This window comes from Nitrosomonas mobilis (genome assembly GCF_900103035.1).
GTDB classification, from domain to species: domain Bacteria; phylum Pseudomonadota; class Gammaproteobacteria; order Burkholderiales; family Nitrosomonadaceae; genus Nitrosomonas; species Nitrosomonas mobilis.
This window is the reverse complement of record NZ_FMWO01000030.1, coordinates 1-16119: the sequence shown is the minus strand read 5'-3', so window position 1 is coordinate 16119 and position 16119 is coordinate 1. Positions and strand designations below refer to the sequence as shown.

At 47.9% G+C, this 16119-nt stretch carries 14 protein-coding genes and 3 pseudogenes; 6 read left to right on the top strand and 11 right to left on the bottom strand.

Features of this window, described 5'->3' with window-relative positions; all coding sequences use genetic code 11:
- Window positions 1–66: 66 nt before the first annotated feature.
- Window positions 67–171: pseudogene (locus tag NSMM_RS16345) on the bottom strand (endoribonuclease YicC domain-containing protein); the annotation flags it as partial.
- Window positions 172–591: 420 nt separating this feature from the next.
- Here NSMM_RS16345 and NSMM_RS02410 point away from each other — a divergent pair.
- Window positions 592–1506: pseudogene (locus tag NSMM_RS02410) on the top strand (baeRF3 domain-containing protein); the annotation flags it as partial.
- A gap of 275 nt (window positions 1507–1781) precedes the next feature.
- Here NSMM_RS02410 and NSMM_RS16340 read toward each other — a convergent pair.
- The 4 genes and pseudogenes from NSMM_RS16340 to NSMM_RS02390 all read right to left on the bottom strand — a co-directional run.
- A pseudogene (locus NSMM_RS16340) lies at window positions 1782–2053 on the bottom strand (integrase core domain-containing protein); the annotation flags it as partial.
- A gap of 37 nt (window positions 2054–2090) precedes the next feature.
- On the bottom strand, window positions 2091–3098 hold the full coding sequence (gene gap, locus NSMM_RS02400) for a type I glyceraldehyde-3-phosphate dehydrogenase (protein ID WP_090284265.1): 1008 nt from the start codon (window positions 3096–3098) through the stop codon (window positions 2091–2093).
- A gap of 123 nt (window positions 3099–3221) precedes the next feature.
- Window positions 3222–3353, bottom strand: coding sequence for a hypothetical protein (locus NSMM_RS16725; RefSeq protein ID WP_281200867.1), 132 nt, complete (start codon window positions 3351–3353; stop codon window positions 3222–3224).
- Window positions 3354–3477: 124 nt separating this feature from the next.
- Complete coding sequence (locus NSMM_RS02390; protein ID WP_090284263.1) at window positions 3478–3885, bottom strand: TraR/DksA family transcriptional regulator; 408 nt, start codon at window positions 3883–3885, stop codon at window positions 3478–3480.
- Window positions 3886–4011: 126 nt separating this feature from the next.
- Between NSMM_RS02390 and NSMM_RS15490 the strand changes: the two genes are divergently transcribed.
- From NSMM_RS15490 to NSMM_RS02380, 3 genes are all read left to right on the top strand, one after another.
- On the top strand, window positions 4012–4152 hold the full coding sequence (locus NSMM_RS15490; RefSeq protein ID WP_176753825.1) for a hypothetical protein: 141 nt from the start codon (window positions 4012–4014) through the stop codon (window positions 4150–4152).
- Window positions 4153–4616: 464 nt separating this feature from the next.
- Window positions 4617–6251 (top strand): FecR family protein, encoded by a 1635-nt coding sequence (locus NSMM_RS02385; RefSeq protein WP_090284261.1) that lies wholly within the window; start codon window positions 4617–4619, stop codon window positions 6249–6251.
- The gene (locus NSMM_RS02380) at window positions 6248–9100 is read left to right on the top strand and encodes an EAL domain-containing protein (protein WP_143001831.1); all 2853 of its coding nucleotides are present in this window, start codon (window positions 6248–6250) and stop codon (window positions 9098–9100) included. The genes NSMM_RS02385 and NSMM_RS02380 overlap by 4 nt, the downstream gene beginning before the upstream one ends.
- Before the next feature lie 253 nt (window positions 9101–9353).
- On the opposite strand, the gene NSMM_RS02375 is transcribed toward NSMM_RS02380, so the two are convergent.
- Both NSMM_RS02375 and NSMM_RS02370 read right to left on the bottom strand, forming a co-directional pair.
- Window positions 9354–10643 (bottom strand): DUF2254 domain-containing protein, encoded by a 1290-nt coding sequence (locus NSMM_RS02375; RefSeq protein ID WP_090284257.1) that lies wholly within the window; start codon window positions 10641–10643, stop codon window positions 9354–9356.
- Window positions 10644–10712: 69 nt separating this feature from the next.
- Window positions 10713–11108, bottom strand: a complete 396-nt coding sequence (locus NSMM_RS02370) for a DUF6680 family protein (RefSeq protein ID WP_090284247.1) — start codon at window positions 11106–11108, stop codon at window positions 10713–10715.
- Window positions 11109–11251: 143 nt separating this feature from the next.
- Here NSMM_RS02370 and NSMM_RS02365 point away from each other — a divergent pair, with 143 nt between their 5' ends.
- Window positions 11252–11503, top strand: coding sequence for a phage integrase N-terminal SAM-like domain-containing protein (locus NSMM_RS02365; RefSeq protein WP_245654651.1), 252 nt, complete (start codon window positions 11252–11254; stop codon window positions 11501–11503).
- A gap of 116 nt (window positions 11504–11619) precedes the next feature.
- Here NSMM_RS02365 and NSMM_RS02360 read toward each other — a convergent pair whose 3' ends face one another.
- Both NSMM_RS02360 and NSMM_RS02355 read right to left on the bottom strand, forming a co-directional pair.
- The gene (locus tag NSMM_RS02360) at window positions 11620–12027 is read right to left on the bottom strand and encodes a DCC1-like thiol-disulfide oxidoreductase family protein (RefSeq protein ID WP_090284242.1); all 408 of its coding nucleotides are present in this window, start codon (window positions 12025–12027) and stop codon (window positions 11620–11622) included.
- Between the two features lie 94 nt (window positions 12028–12121).
- Window positions 12122–12949, bottom strand: a complete 828-nt coding sequence (locus tag NSMM_RS02355; RefSeq protein WP_090284240.1) for a hypothetical protein — start codon at window positions 12947–12949, stop codon at window positions 12122–12124.
- 329 nt (window positions 12950–13278) lie between these two features.
- On the opposite strand from NSMM_RS02355, the gene NSMM_RS02350 reads away from it, so the two are divergent.
- Window positions 13279–13824: a hypothetical protein gene (locus tag NSMM_RS02350; protein WP_090284238.1), complete on the top strand. Its 546-nt coding sequence runs from the start codon at window positions 13279–13281 to the stop codon at window positions 13822–13824.
- On the opposite strand, the gene NSMM_RS02345 is transcribed toward NSMM_RS02350, so the two are convergent.
- Both NSMM_RS02345 and NSMM_RS02340 read right to left on the bottom strand, forming a co-directional pair.
- Window positions 13814–14944, bottom strand: coding sequence for a damage-control phosphatase ARMT1 family protein (locus tag NSMM_RS02345; protein WP_090284235.1), 1131 nt, complete (start codon window positions 14942–14944; stop codon window positions 13814–13816). The two genes, NSMM_RS02350 and NSMM_RS02345, sit on opposite strands and share 11 nt — an antisense overlap.
- A gap of 222 nt (window positions 14945–15166) precedes the next feature.
- On the bottom strand, window positions 15167–16117 hold the full coding sequence (locus tag NSMM_RS02340; RefSeq protein WP_090284233.1) for an IS1595 family transposase: 951 nt from the start codon (window positions 16115–16117) through the stop codon (window positions 15167–15169).
- Window positions 16118–16119: the final 2 nt, after the last annotated feature.

The window sequence follows — 16119 nt, the reverse complement described above, 5'->3', positions numbered from 1 at the left end:
AAAAAAATCCCTGTATTTACAGGGAAATAACATATTTTCTTAGACGTTCTTGGATGGGCAGAAAATCTACTCGATATTTTGAATCTGCTCACGCATCTGCTCGATCAGCACTTTCATTTCAACGGCTAATTGCGTAACGGTACTATCGACAGATTTGGATGCGAAGGTATTCAAAAAAAGGCAAAAAAGGGGACGCCACCCTTTTTTTCGTCTTCTATCTTGATGCTCACGGTGTCTTTTCTCCATTATCATCTGAGCAGGTTTTTACTGGATCGTTACACACACCCATAATCAATATTGATGAATGCCAATTACTTTCTTGAGATTCGACTTATCATTAATTGACACAGAGACAGCTTTTATTTTTCTCAAGGCAAAGAAATCTTGAAAAATCCTGTTACATCCCCATATTCTTCAATTAGCTTCACAAAATCCTCTTCATTGTTGGTATTCTGTAATCTAACGTATTTTTTATAAAAAAATAGTATTGACGATTTAAATTCTAGTTATTTTGACTGTAAAATCTGTCTACCCATTCATGCTGCAGCACTTCAAAGCTGTTTTTTAATTCCATTTTTGAAAGGTTCCACAATGAATTCTTTGAGCCATGACTACCCAGACGTTCTGCTGCATAACAAGGAGGTGCCTTGTCTGTCGCTGTACCAGACGACGCACCGGCTGCATCCCGACAACGTGCAAGACCCGATCCGCTTTCGCAATCTGGTAAAAGAGTTGGAAGAGTCGCTGCGCCAGAAGTACCCCAAGCGGGAAGTGATGCCGCTGCTTGAGCAGTTTCATACTCTGGCCGACGATGCTGCGTTCTGGAACCATACGACCGATGGCCTGGCGGTGCTGGCTGCACCGGGGATGTTTCGCGTCTATCGTCTGCCACGCCCGGTGGCCGACCTGGTCGTGGTGGCCGACAGCTTTCATACCAAGCCATTGATGCGCATCACGCAATCGGCCGACGATTACCAGATTTTGGGACTGAGCCGCAACAGCTTTAAACTGTTTGAGGGTAACCGCGACAACCTGATTGATGTTTCTCACGTGGATGGCGCGGCAGGGACGGCTGAAGAAATGCTTGGCAAAGACGCAGGCAGCCGTGAAGGCGCGCACCGAGCTTATGGTCCTTCTGGCAATTCCGCCTGGCAAGGCACCGACGTTAAGCAGTCGCTGAGCGATCGCGACACCGAGCAGTTTTTCCGTGCTGTTGATCAGGCTGTAATGCATCGCTATGATAAGTCTAGCGGAATGGGCCTGATCTTGGCAGCGCTGCCCGAGCACCACAACTTATTCCGCTCGATCAGCAAGAATCCACACCTGCTGAAAGATGCTCTGGATGTGCACCCCGATGCCATGTCGACCGACGCACTGCGTGAGCGCGCATGGCAACTGATCCAGCCGTTTTACCTCGATCGCTTGGCGGGCTTTGTCGACGCTTATGGCGTCGCTACTGGCAAGGCCCAAGGCTCTAATCTGCTGGACGATATTGCCAAAGCCGCCGTAGAAGGGCGCGTAGCCACGCTGTTGATCGAGGCCGACCGGATCGCTCCAGGCCACATCAATGCCGACACCGGCAAAGTGACTGTTGGCAAGTTGGATGACCCCGAAGTAAATGATCTGCTGGACGATCTGGGCGAGCTGGTGCTCAAGACCGGCGGTGAAGTGGTGATGGTACCTGCTGAGCGCATGCCTACCAACACAGGTGCAGCAGCAGTTTTCCGCTTCTAAACGGCAAGACGCCCGAGGGGATATCACTCGGGCGTCTTACTGCGGATTCAGTAGTACCTATCCTGTCCCGGATGATTGTTTGGTTTTTCATGAAAGAGATGGGGATGAGTTTTATACCAGTCTTTCATGGCCCGAATTGAATTTTTACTCTTGAGAGCAGACTGCGGTAGTTGCTGGTTATACAGACTGACATAACGCATCAAGGTCTGTTTCAGATCTTCAGTGCTATTGAATCGATGCGTCTCTTGAATACGTCAGCAATACGCCCGTTGAAACGTTCGACCATCACATTGGTTGGCGGAGTGCGTGGCCAGCTCAGGCTGGTCGATAAATGGAATACCAGTGGCAATCATGGATTATTTCCGCTTGTTGTCAACAAAAAGAAGCGCGTCGATCATGCGAGCCGAATAACCCCATTCATTGTCGTACCACGAGATGGTCTTGGCCATATGTGTGCCGATCACCATGGTCGCTCTCGAATCGAAGATCGATGAATGAGGGTCATTCATCATGTCTGTCGAGACGACCGGGTCTTCGGTGTAAGCAAGGATGCCGTTCAAAGTCGTTTGCGCGGCTTTTTTCATTGCAGCGTTGATGGATTCGACCGTCACAGGCTTTTCGAAGGTAGCGACAAGATCAACGCACGAAACATTGGGCGTTGGAACGCGAACCGACATGCCATCAAGTTTGCCTTTGAGCTCAGGCATCGCCTTGGTCACGGCAACGGCTGCGCCAGTGGTGGTGATGACCATGTTCACTGCGGCTGCGCGAGCACGGCGGAAGTCTGACTTATGCGGTGCATCCAGGAGGCCCTGGTCGTTTGTGTACGAGTGAATTGTTGTCATGAGGCCGTTCTGGATACCGAAGTTTTCATGCAGGACCTTTGCAACTGGAGCCAGGCAATTGGTGGTGCAGCTCGCGACGTCGATCACAGTCATATCAGGAGTGAAACATTCTTCGTTCACGCCCAACACAAAAGTCATATCGAGGCCTTTACCGGGAGCCGACATGAGCACAAATTTTGCGCCAGCTTCGATGTGTTTCGAAGCCTGCTCTTTGTTGCGGAAAATACCCGTGCATTCCAGCACATAATCCACACCAAGCTCGCCCCATGGAATATTGGAAGGGTCTTTTTCAGAAAAAACGCGTATCTTGTCACCGTCGACAGTGATCGAGTTTTCGGTGTTGCTGACCACGCCCGCGTATTTGCCGTGCGTTGAGTCGTATTTAAAGAGGTACGCGAGCTGCTCGGCGCTTGTCAGATCGTTAATTGCGACAAGGTCGACACTAGGGTTCTGAGCCGCAATGCGTGCAACGCAGCGACCGATTCGTCCGAAGCCGTTGATACCAAATTTGATCGCCATGATGTCCTCGTGGTGGTTAGGTGTATAGGAAAAATAAACAGTTCTGTCGCATTAGACGTAAAGCGTATATTTTGGATGAGCATGCCGCAGCCTTCGTGAGTGTCGGGCATAATGGCGAGATGATTAAAGGCAAATAGCGAGTTGGCTAGATTGTACGCCTGCTCCAACGCTCCCTTCTCTAATTTGATCGGCTCCCAGCCACAGCTTTATTGGCAGTTTTTCTGTTGCAATAATTGCTTTTTCAATACTGTGCATAGTGCCTCCATTTTTTACTAAAAATGAGTCTTGCCTTATCGTTTGGTAAAACAACTACCAGTGTTTTGGGAGTAAATTTATCCAGATTTGCCCCAAAAGCAGATCGATCCCACTCGTTAACTATCTATCGACCTGTGTAAGGAGATGGTGCCAGCAATTTTTCACGGCGTACCTGACAAGTAAAGCAGCGCTTGGCAGTCGGATACGCATCCAGCCTTTTGTAGCGGACAGGTTCTTCACAGTCGATGCACAAGCCGTACTTCCCGGCTGCGATACGATCCTCAGCAGCAACGATATCGCGCACCTCACCTATATCGCGAATGACTTCGGCCTCGGTGATGTCGCGGAGTAAGGAAGCTGTCGCCGTATCGCCAGAATCACCGGTTCCGCCAATAAGATCGACATAGTATTCGTTGCGGGAGCGTGCCAGTACCTGGCGAATTTCACCAAGCAAAAGGCTCTTGCGTGCATCGATCCGTTGCGCAAAGTGTGTGATCTGTTCTTTTGTCAGAGAATTTTCAGGAGTATTCATAGCATCATCCTTAGCAGGTTTTGGGTGGAGGTACGATCATTTCTGGTGTATGCCAGTATAGGAGAAAGCGGTGTAGCCTGTTGGTAAAGATCTAGGTAGATCAACCAATAGACAGGGAAACACCGTATGACAAATAGTAATATTTTCAAGCTGAATAAACCAGAGCAAAACGATCTATTGCAGGAAATACTTCGAGAAGGCGCGAGAGAAAAGGGGGCGATACCCTATATTATTCTTTCTCGCCAGTTTCCTCGCTGCGTGATGTGATGCGGTATTCCGGCAAATGCAGTTCTGTTTAGTCTTGGTATTCATGGTTATAACTGAATGCAATAAGAAGGGGTAGCATCCCCTTTAATACCGAAAATTATGATTGCGTAGATGGTAGGGTTGGACGGTTACAATGCCTTGGTTTAGTCACAATTTTTCGCAACAGCCCCAGCATTTTGAGTTGGCATGACACAAGCATTTCTGATTAACGGAGCATTTATATTGTGGGCTTTTCCGAATGATTAAATTAGATATCGATTCGCTTCCTTTAATCAACCTGATGGAGATAATGTCGTGGTAGCTTAACTTGCTAGTAGCGTTCAAGATTATATCGGGTTAGAATCGTCTCTCAATGACGACAGCATTACTATGCGGTCGAGTACGGGGGCTCCGATGATAATAATGCAAAGAAGCCTGCTGAGGATTCTTGATAACTCAGTTGACGAGACCGAAAAAGGTGGCTTATGCGAAGACGTGTGGTGATGGTCTTGAGACTGCTGACAATTTGTCTGTTGTTGCAGGGTTCTTGTTTGCTGGCAGATGATTGGGTTTATACAGTTCGACCAGGTGACAATCTGTGGAATCTCGCTGAGCGGCACCTGAAAAGTTTTAAGTATATACGGCAGTTGCAGCAACTCAATGGCGTGCAGGATCCTTATCATATTCCGCCCGGGAAAAAAATTCGTATTCCGCTGGAATGGACTATCCGGCAATCCACCAGCGCGCGCATTGCCAGTCTCCATGGCAATGCAGTGGTCAAACGTGGTAATTCTCAGAGAATTCTGCAGGCAGAGCCTGATTTGCAGCTTTTTGTCGGTGATGAAATCCAGAGTGAAGCGGATAGTTTTGTCACTATCGAGTTTACCGACGGCTCACGCCTACGGGTTCAGGAGAATAGCTGCATACGTTTGCATGATTTGAAAATTTTCGGTGATCTTGGTTTGATCAATACTGCCGTGGAACTTAAGTATGGGCGCGTTGAAAATATCGTTCCGAAAAACTCCGAGACAGACTCACGTTTCCGCATCAAAACTCCTTCTGCGATCAGCTCAGTACGTGGCACCGAATTCCGGGTTGGCGTCCTGCAAGAAGGTGCGGTCACTGCCAGTGAAGTATTGACGGGTGCGCTCCAGGTGAGTGGCGAACAGCAAACAGTTAATGTTGACAAAGGGCAAGGCTCGGTCACTTCGCAGGGGATGCCGCCTTTGCCTCCAGTAAAGCTCTTGCCCGCACCTGATTTGTCAATGACTCCTGAATTATTCGAGCAATTGCCCCTCATCATTCCCGTCAAAGCGATTACCGGTGCGCAGGCCTATCGTGCACAAATTGCAAGAGATGCTGAATTTGAACATATGCTGACCGAATTTACGACCACCACGCTGCCATTTCGTGAAGGGAATCTGCCAGATGGTAACTACTGGTTGCGTGTACGTGCAATCGATATATCCAGCCTCGAAGGCTATGATGCGGTCAAAGCATTTACCCTCAATGCCCGGCCAGAACCACCTTTTGTGATTACTCCTCAACCCGGCAGCATTCTGCCCGGCGAGCAACCCGTATTAAAATGGGCGACACAATCAGCAGCATCACATTATTTGGTTAATATCAGCCGTGAGTCAGAATTTTTGTCACCACTGATATTTTCGGGTGAAGTTGTGGAAAACAGCCTGCACTTGCAAGATAATCTGATTCCAGGTGAATATTTCTGGCGAATTGCCTCTGTTTCCGCTGAAGAAGGAGCTGGGCCATTCAGTGATCCAATGACATTCCGGGTACCCGTTCCAGGCCCATCTCTGGAAAAGCTGGAAGTAGATAAATCCAGTATCACTTTTTCGTGGCGCGCTGCCGCCGAAGGGCAGAGATTTCATATCCAGTTAGCGCGTGATAAGGAGTTCAGCCAGGTATTGCTGGATCAGGAAACAGCGGATACCTTCATTACCCTGCCGCGTCCACAAGGTGGCAAGTATTTTTTGCGGACCAAAACAATCGAGACAGATGGATTTGAAGGACCTTATGGTGCTGCCCAATCTGTCGATATTCCGTATGCCACGCCTTACTGGCTGATGATTTTACTGCTGCCATTACTGCTACTGTTGTGATATTTCCTCTGGATCGCTCCGTCCTCCCTCAGTCTATGGTGTGGCGTGCGTTGTTACTACTGGCAATTGTCTGGTTGTTATCTTTCTCTGAAACGTTACAACGGCTGGATTGGGCTTTTTACGATACGTACATTTCACTACAGAAAACCGTCCCAGATAAAGAAATTGCGATTGTTGCCATCGATGAAAGAAGCCTGCAGGCCTTTGGTCATTGGCCATGGTCGCGTGAGATCCATGCCGAATTGATCAATCGGCTCGCGCAAACAGGTAACAATATCATTCTGCTGGATGTGTTGTTTGCTGAGCCGGAATCTCAAAATCCGTTGGCTGATACGCTGCTGGCAGCTGCTATTGCCACGCATGGCTCAGTGGTTCTGCCGGTCGTGCCAGCGGCGGATCCCGTGGCACAGCAAACCTATGCCATCGAACCACTAGCAGCTTTCCGCCTCAGTGCCGCGCTTGGACATGCTGATGTTGAACTGGATCGTGATGGTGTGGCGAGACGAGTTTTTTTGTATGCAGGCATCAACGCTCCCCAATGGCCGACTATTGGGCTGGTATTGCTGCACAAAATTCTGCATCGGGGCGAATATTCGGCTTCACACTTGATCACAGAATCGCCAAAAAGTATCGGCAGGTGGGTTCGTTCACAGGAAACGTTGATACCGTATATCGGCCCACCAGGGACTTTTCAGCAGTTTTCCTATGCACAGGTATTCTACGATACGTCTCTTCTAAAGCAACTTGAAAATAAAGTCATCCTCGTGGGAGTGACGGCAAATGGCCTGGGATCAAGGTTTGTTACGCCGATTTCTTCCGGCGACCATCAACCGATGAGTGGTGTGGAATGGCATGCAAACGTCTTTGAAATGCTGCGACATGGCCGGATGATATATCCGGTATCTGCTACTGTCGCCAGTTTGGTTTCAGTCGCCTGGGTGTTGGCGATGCTTATCCTGGCCGTGCTGTTGAGCAGGGTCTTTTCGTCGCCACTACTGCTGGTCATGCTTGCGAGTAGTCTTGCTGTTGCCGGTGTTGTGCTTGGCTGGCTGCAGGTATGGATTCCTCCTGCAGCCGCATTGCTGGGCATATTGGCGATTTATCCGCTGTGGAACTGGCACCGTATCAATAAATACATTCACACATTGTTTGCTGTCAATGTATACGCCAATACTGCCCTGGAATCCGTTAATGATGGGGTGATTACGACTGATGCCGATAACCGGATTGTTACCGTGAACAGTAGTATTGAAAGAATTCTAGGAGTTCATCAAAGTTTGTTGTTGGGAGAATCGTTACAACAAGTGCTTCCATTCAAAGCTGCAGGCCAAACCACCACTTTACAGTCTGGTAAAAACGATTTTATATCTGATAAACCGGATGAGTTTGCCATGCAGGGTTATCTGGAAACAGCAGACAACCAGAAACGAACGATACGTCTGACTCGCCAACCGATACGTGATGAGCAGAACAAACTGATGGGGTTTGTGGTTTCCATCAATGACATGACCGATAATATTGAGTTGACGCAGAAAGTGACCAATCTGGGAAGCCACGATCTACTGACCGGGTTACCGAATCGATTGTTACTGCTAAGCCAGTTTGATGAATTGGCATCGGCAGCAAAAGCCCGTAATGGGGGCGTTATCATTCTGTTCGTGGCACTGGATAATTTTAAAAAAATCAATAATGCACTCGGTCACCGTGCAGGAGATGCGTTGTTGCGCAAAGTGGCGCAGAGAATGCAGGAAATACCGAATAATTCTGATTGTGTGGCACGCTGGAGCGGCGATGAATTCGTGGTATTAGTGAGTTGTCAGCAAGTCAGCACGGATACTGCGGTGCAACTGGCGCAGCGGTTACTGGAAGTGATCCGACGGCCGTTTGTAGTTGATGATCAGGATGTTTTTATGACGGCAAGCATAGGAATCAGCTTCTGCCCCCGGAATGGCGACGAGGGCGAGACGTTATTGGAACACGCCGCAGCCGCTATGTATCACTCCAAACATTCCGGTGGTGATAATTTCAGCTTTTATTCTCCGGAATTATCTGTTGTCTGGACGCGTGATCGGCTCGTATTTGAGAAGGAATTACGAATAGCTCTGGCTGATGACCAGCTACAGGTTTTTTATCAGCCGATTATGAATGCTAGACAACAGTGCGTATTACATATCGAAGCACTGGTTCGCTGGTTACACCCGGTGCGTGGATTTCTGACCCCGGGCGATTTTGTACCTTTTGCGGAACAAATTGGCGTCATTGAACAACTAGGAAAACAGGTGTTGCTGACCGCGTGTCTTGCTGCCCATAACCTGTCGCAGTCACTGGGCAGACCGATAAGCATCTCGGTCAATGTCAATCCGCGTCAACTGTTGTTTGGAGGTTTTGCGCAGGTGGTTTCGCAGGCATTGCAGCAGACTGGATTACCCGCGAGTTCACTGACTCTGGAAATTACCGAAGATGCAATCGTCAACAATATTCCACTCGCCCGAGAGGTGCTGGGCAAAATCAAGAAACTGGGCGTGGTAATCGCGCTGGATGATTTTGGTACGGGTTACTCGTCGCTCAGTCTGCTGCGTGATCTGCCTATCGACACCCTGAAAATCGACAAATCTTTTATTCGCGCACTTGGCCAAAACTCACATGACTTCATGATCACGCAAGCGATCATAGGATTAGGAGAAAATCTCAATCTGGAAATCATTGCAGAAGGCGTGGAAACAAAACGACAGATGCAAATCCTGCTCGATCATCATTGCGATTTGCAGCAGGGATATTACTTCAGCCGACCGGTGTCGTATACGACGCTTTTAAAATGGATGCATAGTCCAACTTATGGACGTCTCTAACAATTTAGAGCGCTAAACAAGACCAGATCAAATAAAAAATATTGGCACCGCACATGACCGTCAGATTCAATTCTGCAGTGCGAATTTTATCAACACGCATTCAAAAGGAACGCCACCCCATATTATTCTTTCTCGCCGGTCTTTTTACTGCGTAATGTGATGCAGTATCCCAAAATGGCGCTCCGCGTATTAGCATTTATATACGGAGCGCTTAGGGAACGCCTGAATTATTTGTTGGGCGTCATTTTTTGAATTACTTTCGAGCTGTCGTAATCGAAAGCTTTTTGACCAACGCATATTCTGCCGGCAGTTGTAGCGAGTGTTTCGCGTACTTGAGGGCATGGTCCGCATGCGCGATTGCCGCCTGTTCCATCTCCTTATGCCCGAGTTTCGCGAGCGACTTAAATGCTTTCTGTAGCCTGATTGCTACCTCGATTGAACCCGCGCCATCCCGAGCAATCGCGTTGAACGCATCGTCGAACATATCGTTGAGAGAAACTATTGGAACCGCGACTCGATCAAACTCCACAGTGTGATCGTCCTCTCTCTCACACGCCTGCGCCCAGCGGACGAAAAGACGAACAAGCGTTCCAATAATGCCGATGGCGGTGCCGGCATCGTTTACGGCGGGCGATAGAGCTCTACTAGCAATCTCTGACAGGACGATAAGGCCAAATCGAGGGTCCGATTCAAAAGTTCGATTCCCGCCTATTACAAAGGCTTCCGCAGCATCGTCCAAAACCTGGGCCTCTGAGAGATCAGCTTTGGATATATACGCAAGCGGCTCACCCGGACTTACAAAGGAACCTAGGATCAAACAGACGCTGATCTCACTATCAATCTGCTCAGCCACAGATTGCAGCTTGGCGAGATCAATGTTCTGTATGTATCCGACGGACTTTGTAAAAACGGGTGTCCCTTCTTGCTCAATTCTGGTAGCAACTTTCGCGCCCAGGGCCGGCAGTCGAGCACGTGCTCTAAGCGCAGCATCAGTCGCTGCCTCAACCTTGTCTACGGTGTTGCCGAGACGACCTAACCTTGCGATGCGATCTACCCACCGAACGAAACTGATAATCACGAGAGAAAATACGAAAATCGTGACAAGAAACAGCACAAATCGGCCAGAGTGCTCGTAAAAACCATTGAGAAGCGCGCCCAAGGCTACGATACTGTAGATGAATGCACCTATGAAGGTCGATAGGGCATTTTGCGACATATCATCAGCAACAACCAAAGGAAATGATCGCGGAGTGGCAGAGGTGCTCGCTGAAGCGTAGGCTGACAACATTGCTCCAACAGCGAACATGGCGATTACAAGCATACTGGCCGAAATAACAGTGAGAAGAACTTCAATCGATTTCTCACTAATATCCGGTAATGCCCCAGTTACGTCAATTTGATCAGCAAGCCCTGCAACTAATGCAGCCAAAATCGAAAAAACACAACTTAGGGCGGGCTTCCACCAAAGATGCTCTCGCAATCGTGCCAGATAGAATCTCGCAACACCACGAACCCCCAGAGTGAATATAGAAATTTTGTTCATGACGCCCAACGCCTGAGCTCAGCGGCCGAGCGCCGCAGGCGCGAGGTCCGCTTTAGCGCTGGGTTAGGGCTAAAGACTAGACATCCTTGTATTGAAGGGTTTGAGGAAGAATGAATCATTGAATTGTTCATAGCCAACTCCGAGATCCGTGCACATCGACTTTAGCAAGGCGAGTAAAGCGTCCTCGACATCTTGCCGTGTTACAACTTTCCCATGAAATGCAGCCAGCGCTTTCATCACGGAAGGTGACTTGTTGAACACGAGGACAATCTCATTAAGGCCTCTTGAGAATTCATCCCCTTGGAGGTCGTATCGGTTTGAAATGACTTTCTTGAGCGTGTCCAGTTTTGCCTTTCGTACTTCGAAGCGGCGATAGTGCCAAGTCGAAATGCCGAGACCAATAAGGCCAGACAGTAGTGACGCACTCAGTGTTACGAAGATTTGCGCAGTCGTCGGATCAGACATGATTACCCTTATTGAACGCGAGCCCTAACGTAATATATACGGCATTTCCTGTCTGATAAAATCGATAAAAAGTCTTATAGCCATATACCAACTGTCTATAATTATTGTTAAACATATTTAATATTATAACAACCTGGCAAATCGTGCAGACAAATACGATGCAATCATCTGCCAGAAAACTATTGGATCAGGTGCGCGATAAAATTCGTTTCAAACACTATAGCCTGAGTACAGAAAGTACCTATATTTTATGGATCAAGCAGTTTATTATTTTTAATGATGTGCGTCATCCAACGGAGATGGGTGTTGCTGAGGTTGAGAGGTTTCTGACCTATCTGGCTACCCGGCGTCATGTTTCCAGTTCTACCCAGAATCAGGCGTTGTCGGCAATTTAGAAAAAAGGTACGCTGTCCTATATTATTCTTTCCCGCCGGTTTCCTCGCTGCGCGATGTGATGCGGCACCCCGGCAAACTTTACTGCGTCTGGTTGCATGCGTTTGTTATGAGGCAGTTAGAACTTATCATTGCCTTCTATATTTAGATTATTGATTTTTGTTTTACCCAGTATTTTTAGTAATAGGTTTCTACAAAACCTAAGTATGGGATACAGAACTGATGAGACAGTTTTTGACTTGAACATCCAATAGTTCATTCGATTTAATATCCCTGATCTGCTGCCAATGAGTGCCAGGGCATGAATAGCGTCCGCACCGTAGTAAAGTTGCCCGCCCATCTTTAGTACCATTCCTTGATCGATGTCGAGACCTTGGGATGTAATCTCTTCCATAACCTTGCTGTCTTCTCGCGCATCGACTATGCGCAAATCCCCTACACTTTCACGAATATTGACTACTTGGCAGTAAGCGTTACAGGCAGGACACTCTCGGTCATAAACAAGCAGTATTTCTTCTCGTTTCATTCGGTTAATCCTTCCTCATAACGTTGAAGTAAACGGACCGGAGCGGAGCAGTGCGCCGTTACGGATCCGATTGAGCGAATGGTTGGGTCTCAGTTTAGGCATCCTTGTCAGCGTGATAACGGCCAGAACAATAATAGCAGCGGTACTCGTAGTTGCCATCCTCCAACCCCCAGCCTTCCAGCTCGCCCTGGGTGGCTAGTACTCCGCATATGTCGCAACTTGACGGAATGTTGTCACCATCTTCGTTATCGCAGACTAAGCAGCGATATCCGGTCGTTGACTTCTCGTTTCGTATTAAAGTTGGATTGCCACAATTTTCACAATCTAGGCGCGGAGGCAGTGCGTCTGGACTATCAAGATCAGGATCAGGTGGATTCGCTTCCTCGAACTCTTCCGCTTCCTTTAAAGCTGTTCGAAGCTTGAACTCGTATTCATCAGATAGTAGCTGGAAAGTTTCCAGGAGTGATTCGGGAATTAATGACTCGAGCTCAATATCTGTATGATCTTCCAGGAATTCAGATACAGATCGGAATAGCCGACCAATTGTGGAGCGGACTTCCGGCACTTCCATCTTGAACTTATGGTGCTCGATATCGTTTCGCAGGCGCTTAAGCCACTCCAAGTCTTTTTTGAGTGTGGGCGACACTGTGTCGGCCGTTTCGTTGTTGATGAAATTTATGGCATCCCAAAGCGTTATGGTCTTGTTCTTGTCTACTTTTGCGGCGAAAATGTCCTTATAAATTAGTAAAGGATGCTTACTCGCGATGTGATGTTTGAATATCAGCTCGATGAAGTGAGCCATATGCAATACTGCAAATTTGTACGCTTTGGGCTCGCCATTATCTCCTTCTTCAAACTTGGCGAGAGCTTCAGTTAAGCTATCTAACGCGTTGTCCAGAAGATCGAGTTCGTGCGTAGTCATGGCGGGCGGTGGATTTTTGAAGCCTAAAGCAATATATAAGACATTTCCTGCCTGATAAAGTCGATAAAAAATATTCTAATCATATAGATGCTATATATGCTTTTGTTAAATTTATTTAATATTATAACAACCAGACAAATCATGCAGACAAATACGACGCAATCATCTGCCAGAAAACTATTGAATTGGGTGCGATAAAAAAAGGGGACGATACCTTTTTTGTTCCGAGCTGACACTGTTTAATATGATTTAGCCTGTTTCACTTGCCCGTGTTCAGCAGGTTGCCGGTATTCAGGTAAACTCATGACGATCTGCTTTTGGGGAATGATATGAACCGGGAAGAATTGTATTTGAAGATTGCAGAGCTGCATCTCAAGCGTGTAGAAGTGCTGCAAACGGTTGAATGGAGACTCACATTAAGTGTCTGGACATTTGTAGCGGGTATTGCGATGGTGAGTCTGGCCAATGCCAATAAAGTGAAGCAGGTAGCAATGGCTATGGGGAGCTTTCTCGGGCCTCTTGTCATATTATTTCTGATAAGTGCCATTTATGGGGTGCTCTGGTACTCGTATGCCATCAGCTTTTGCAAGAAGAATTACAACAGCCTCGTAACGGAACGTAATCGTTATCAGCGCATGCAGAATGAAGCGATAAAACTGCTTTTGAAAGCCAAATCCAGGGATTTTCTGATTAAAGCCGAGACCAAAGACAAACAGGTTGCTGAATCAGATTTTCAGGAACCATCCTTCGAGCATCTTTCGGGTGATGGTTTTAAAAAATCAGGTATATGGCAGTTCAAAGCGGTTGTGACAGCGACATTGATGTTCTTTTCGTGGCTGCTTGTTGCAATGATTGTTGTTCCTGCTATTCGGTAAAAACCTGAATGATGCCGTAGTGGCCGCAGGTGAGCCAGTCTGGTTGAAGCGTGGAGGTTTTCGCGACAACTTCAGGTGTGAGGCCAGCCAGCACTTCTGATTTGAGTGTGCGTAAAAACAGGGCTGACCGGCCAAAACGCTGCAAAAAATAATCTTTTTCTGTGGTGTGCGGCCAGCGTCGATCACCAGCAAAATAACGGTAATTCAAGTCTCCCTTGAAAATAACCAATTCTGCATTCTCAAAAGTTTCGCGGGTAAGTGTTTCATCCGCATAAAAACTGGCAGGTAATCCCAATGCAGGACTGGTGCGCAGTGTCAGCTGATTTTGACGTAACAACTGCGTAATATCTGCCCCCAGTTTACGTGCTGCCGGAATAGATGAAATTCCCAGTTTTTCGATCAGATTTTCCATATTGATCATAGTCATGTCCGAAATAAACATCGGATAAGGTCTGACATGCGCAACGATGTGTGAACAGTAGCTGCTGATCCTGCGAATCAGCAGCAGGTCTGTCAGTACATCCATTCCGGCATTATCAAACACCAGATCAATCCGCCGCATTCCGGAAGCAATTAACTTTGTTGCGGTATCACTCTCATCAACCAGCAGCGAAACCTGATCAGCTTTCGGGATGATGTGCTGACTGAGATCAGCTGTGTTTCCAATGACTGACCGGCGCAGCAGTTTGTGGATATCGCAGTCGGGATCACAATACTCAGCCAGTGTGGCAAGCGATTCGATGGCCTGTAAGTTGGCTGCTTCTTTAGCTGGCTGGAAAGGATCGGCCGGCGTGGCCGTGCTATGACCGAAGGCCAGCAAAATCCGTGCGTAGAAATAGAGCTCGACGGTAAGAAACGGCATGTTTGCCCAGCGCCGCCCGCTGTACGGCTTGATTATCTGATCAAGTGTGCCAAAAATTACTGGCGGTAAGGTGGTGATTTTTCCTTCCCGCATCTCTGTTGCCAGTTGCTGCAAAGCGTGTAAGACAGGTGTGTCAGCGTTATCTATAAGCTTGCCAAGAATGACAGGTAACCGCTTTTCCAGTGAAAAAGCAGCGAAGGAGTCGGGTTCTTCAGTAGTTAGACGGGGTGGGGGCAGAATTGACTGATGAGATGGCATGAGTGGTATTCTTGGAAAAAAAGGGGGAAGCTACTCTATATTATTCTTTCTCGCCGGGTTTCTCGCTGCGTGATGTGATACGGTATCCCGGCAAATACAGCTCTGCTTAGTTCTGGCATTCATGAATTATAGCTGAGTCCAACGAAAAAGGGTAGCGTCCCCTTTTTTAAAATACCTATTCCTGTGGAGATTTCTTCACGGGATTTGTAAAGCCATTCCTGATTAGTTACCTATCTCAGAAATTCTCAATATACCGATCGGAAGAGGTTCTGTCGTTGCGGCGGCGCGCAGCAATCGCGGCACCATGGCAGCCAAATCAAAACGGCGATTGAAGCGATAGGAGAATTCTGCAAGATAGCGCTGTGCATACTTGGCGTGATTGAATGCATGGTAGGTTCCGCTGAAGGCAGTCTTGAGATTGCCAAGAAGCGTATTGACCCAGCGAAACTCGGCACGCTGCACAGCAGATTTGCCACTTCCCACAATATGGCGCTCATGCTGCGCGGCTGTATGCGTAACCGCCCCGAAACACCCCAAACCATCAGATACGACTCGTGCAGTAGATGACAGACATTCAGCCGACCACTGTTTGAGCGCTTCATATGTAAAACCCGCTACGGGAGTCAAGCGTATATAAAGTGGCTTCCCCTCGCTGTTTGTTTGTATTGCCGCTACAAATGGCGTCTTACTTGCCGCGCCCCGCCCGCGCTTTCCCGGCCTTTCACCTCCCAGATAAGCATCGTCAACCTCCACGCGTCCATCCAGACGGCGTTGCTCTTCGCGCAGCAGCATGGTCTGTAACAGCTTATGCTTGATCGACCATGCCGTTTTGTAACTTACCCCCAGCTGACGTTTGAGTTCCAATGCACTGACCGCATTCTTGCTTTGCGTCATCAAGTAAATGGCCAGAAACCAGGTTCTTAGCGGTAATTTAGTATTTTCAAACACGGTGCCGACAATTGAAGAACATTGGTAGCCACAATCCAGGCATTCCCATAGCTTGCGGCCGTTATGGGTACAGGAATATCGCTCCCCATCGCAGCGCAGGCATCTCCAGCCATGTGGCCACCTCGCAGCAAACAATGCTGCTTCACATTGTGCTTCCGTGCCATATTGATGCAGAAATTCATGCAGTGACAGGCCTGCCTGAAACTGAATTTTATTCATCGCCATTG

Excerpts from the sequence above, each read along its gene's own strand:
- gap (WP_090284265.1), bottom strand. The coding sequence starts at position 3,098 with ATGGCGATCAAATTTGGTATCAACGGCTTCGGACGAATCGGTCGCTGC.
- NSMM_RS16725 (WP_281200867.1), bottom strand. The coding sequence starts at position 3,353 with ATGCACAGTATTGAAAAAGCAATTATTGCAACAGAAAAACTGCCAATA.
- NSMM_RS02390 (WP_090284263.1), bottom strand. The coding sequence starts at position 3,885 with ATGAATACTCCTGAAAATTCTCTGACAAAAGAACAGATCACACACTTT.
- NSMM_RS15490 (WP_176753825.1), top strand. The coding sequence starts at position 4,012 with ATGACAAATAGTAATATTTTCAAGCTGAATAAACCAGAGCAAAACGAT.
- NSMM_RS02385 (WP_090284261.1), top strand. The coding sequence starts at position 4,617 with ATGCGAAGACGTGTGGTGATGGTCTTGAGACTGCTGACAATTTGTCTG.
- NSMM_RS02375 (WP_090284257.1), bottom strand. The coding sequence starts at position 10,643 with ATGAACAAAATTTCTATATTCACTCTGGGGGTTCGTGGTGTTGCGAGA.
- NSMM_RS02370 (WP_090284247.1), bottom strand. The coding sequence starts at position 11,108 with ATGTCTGATCCGACGACTGCGCAAATCTTCGTAACACTGAGTGCGTCA.
- NSMM_RS02360 (WP_090284242.1), bottom strand. The coding sequence starts at position 12,027 with ATGAAACGAGAAGAAATACTGCTTGTTTATGACCGAGAGTGTCCTGCC.
- NSMM_RS02355 (WP_090284240.1), bottom strand. The coding sequence starts at position 12,949 with ATGACTACGCACGAACTCGATCTTCTGGACAACGCGTTAGATAGCTTA.
- NSMM_RS02350 (WP_090284238.1), top strand. The coding sequence starts at position 13,279 with ATGAACCGGGAAGAATTGTATTTGAAGATTGCAGAGCTGCATCTCAAG.
- NSMM_RS02345 (WP_090284235.1), bottom strand. The coding sequence starts at position 14,944 with ATGCCATCTCATCAGTCAATTCTGCCCCCACCCCGTCTAACTACTGAA.
- NSMM_RS02340 (WP_090284233.1), bottom strand. The coding sequence starts at position 16,117 with ATGGCGATGAATAAAATTCAGTTTCAGGCAGGCCTGTCACTGCATGAA.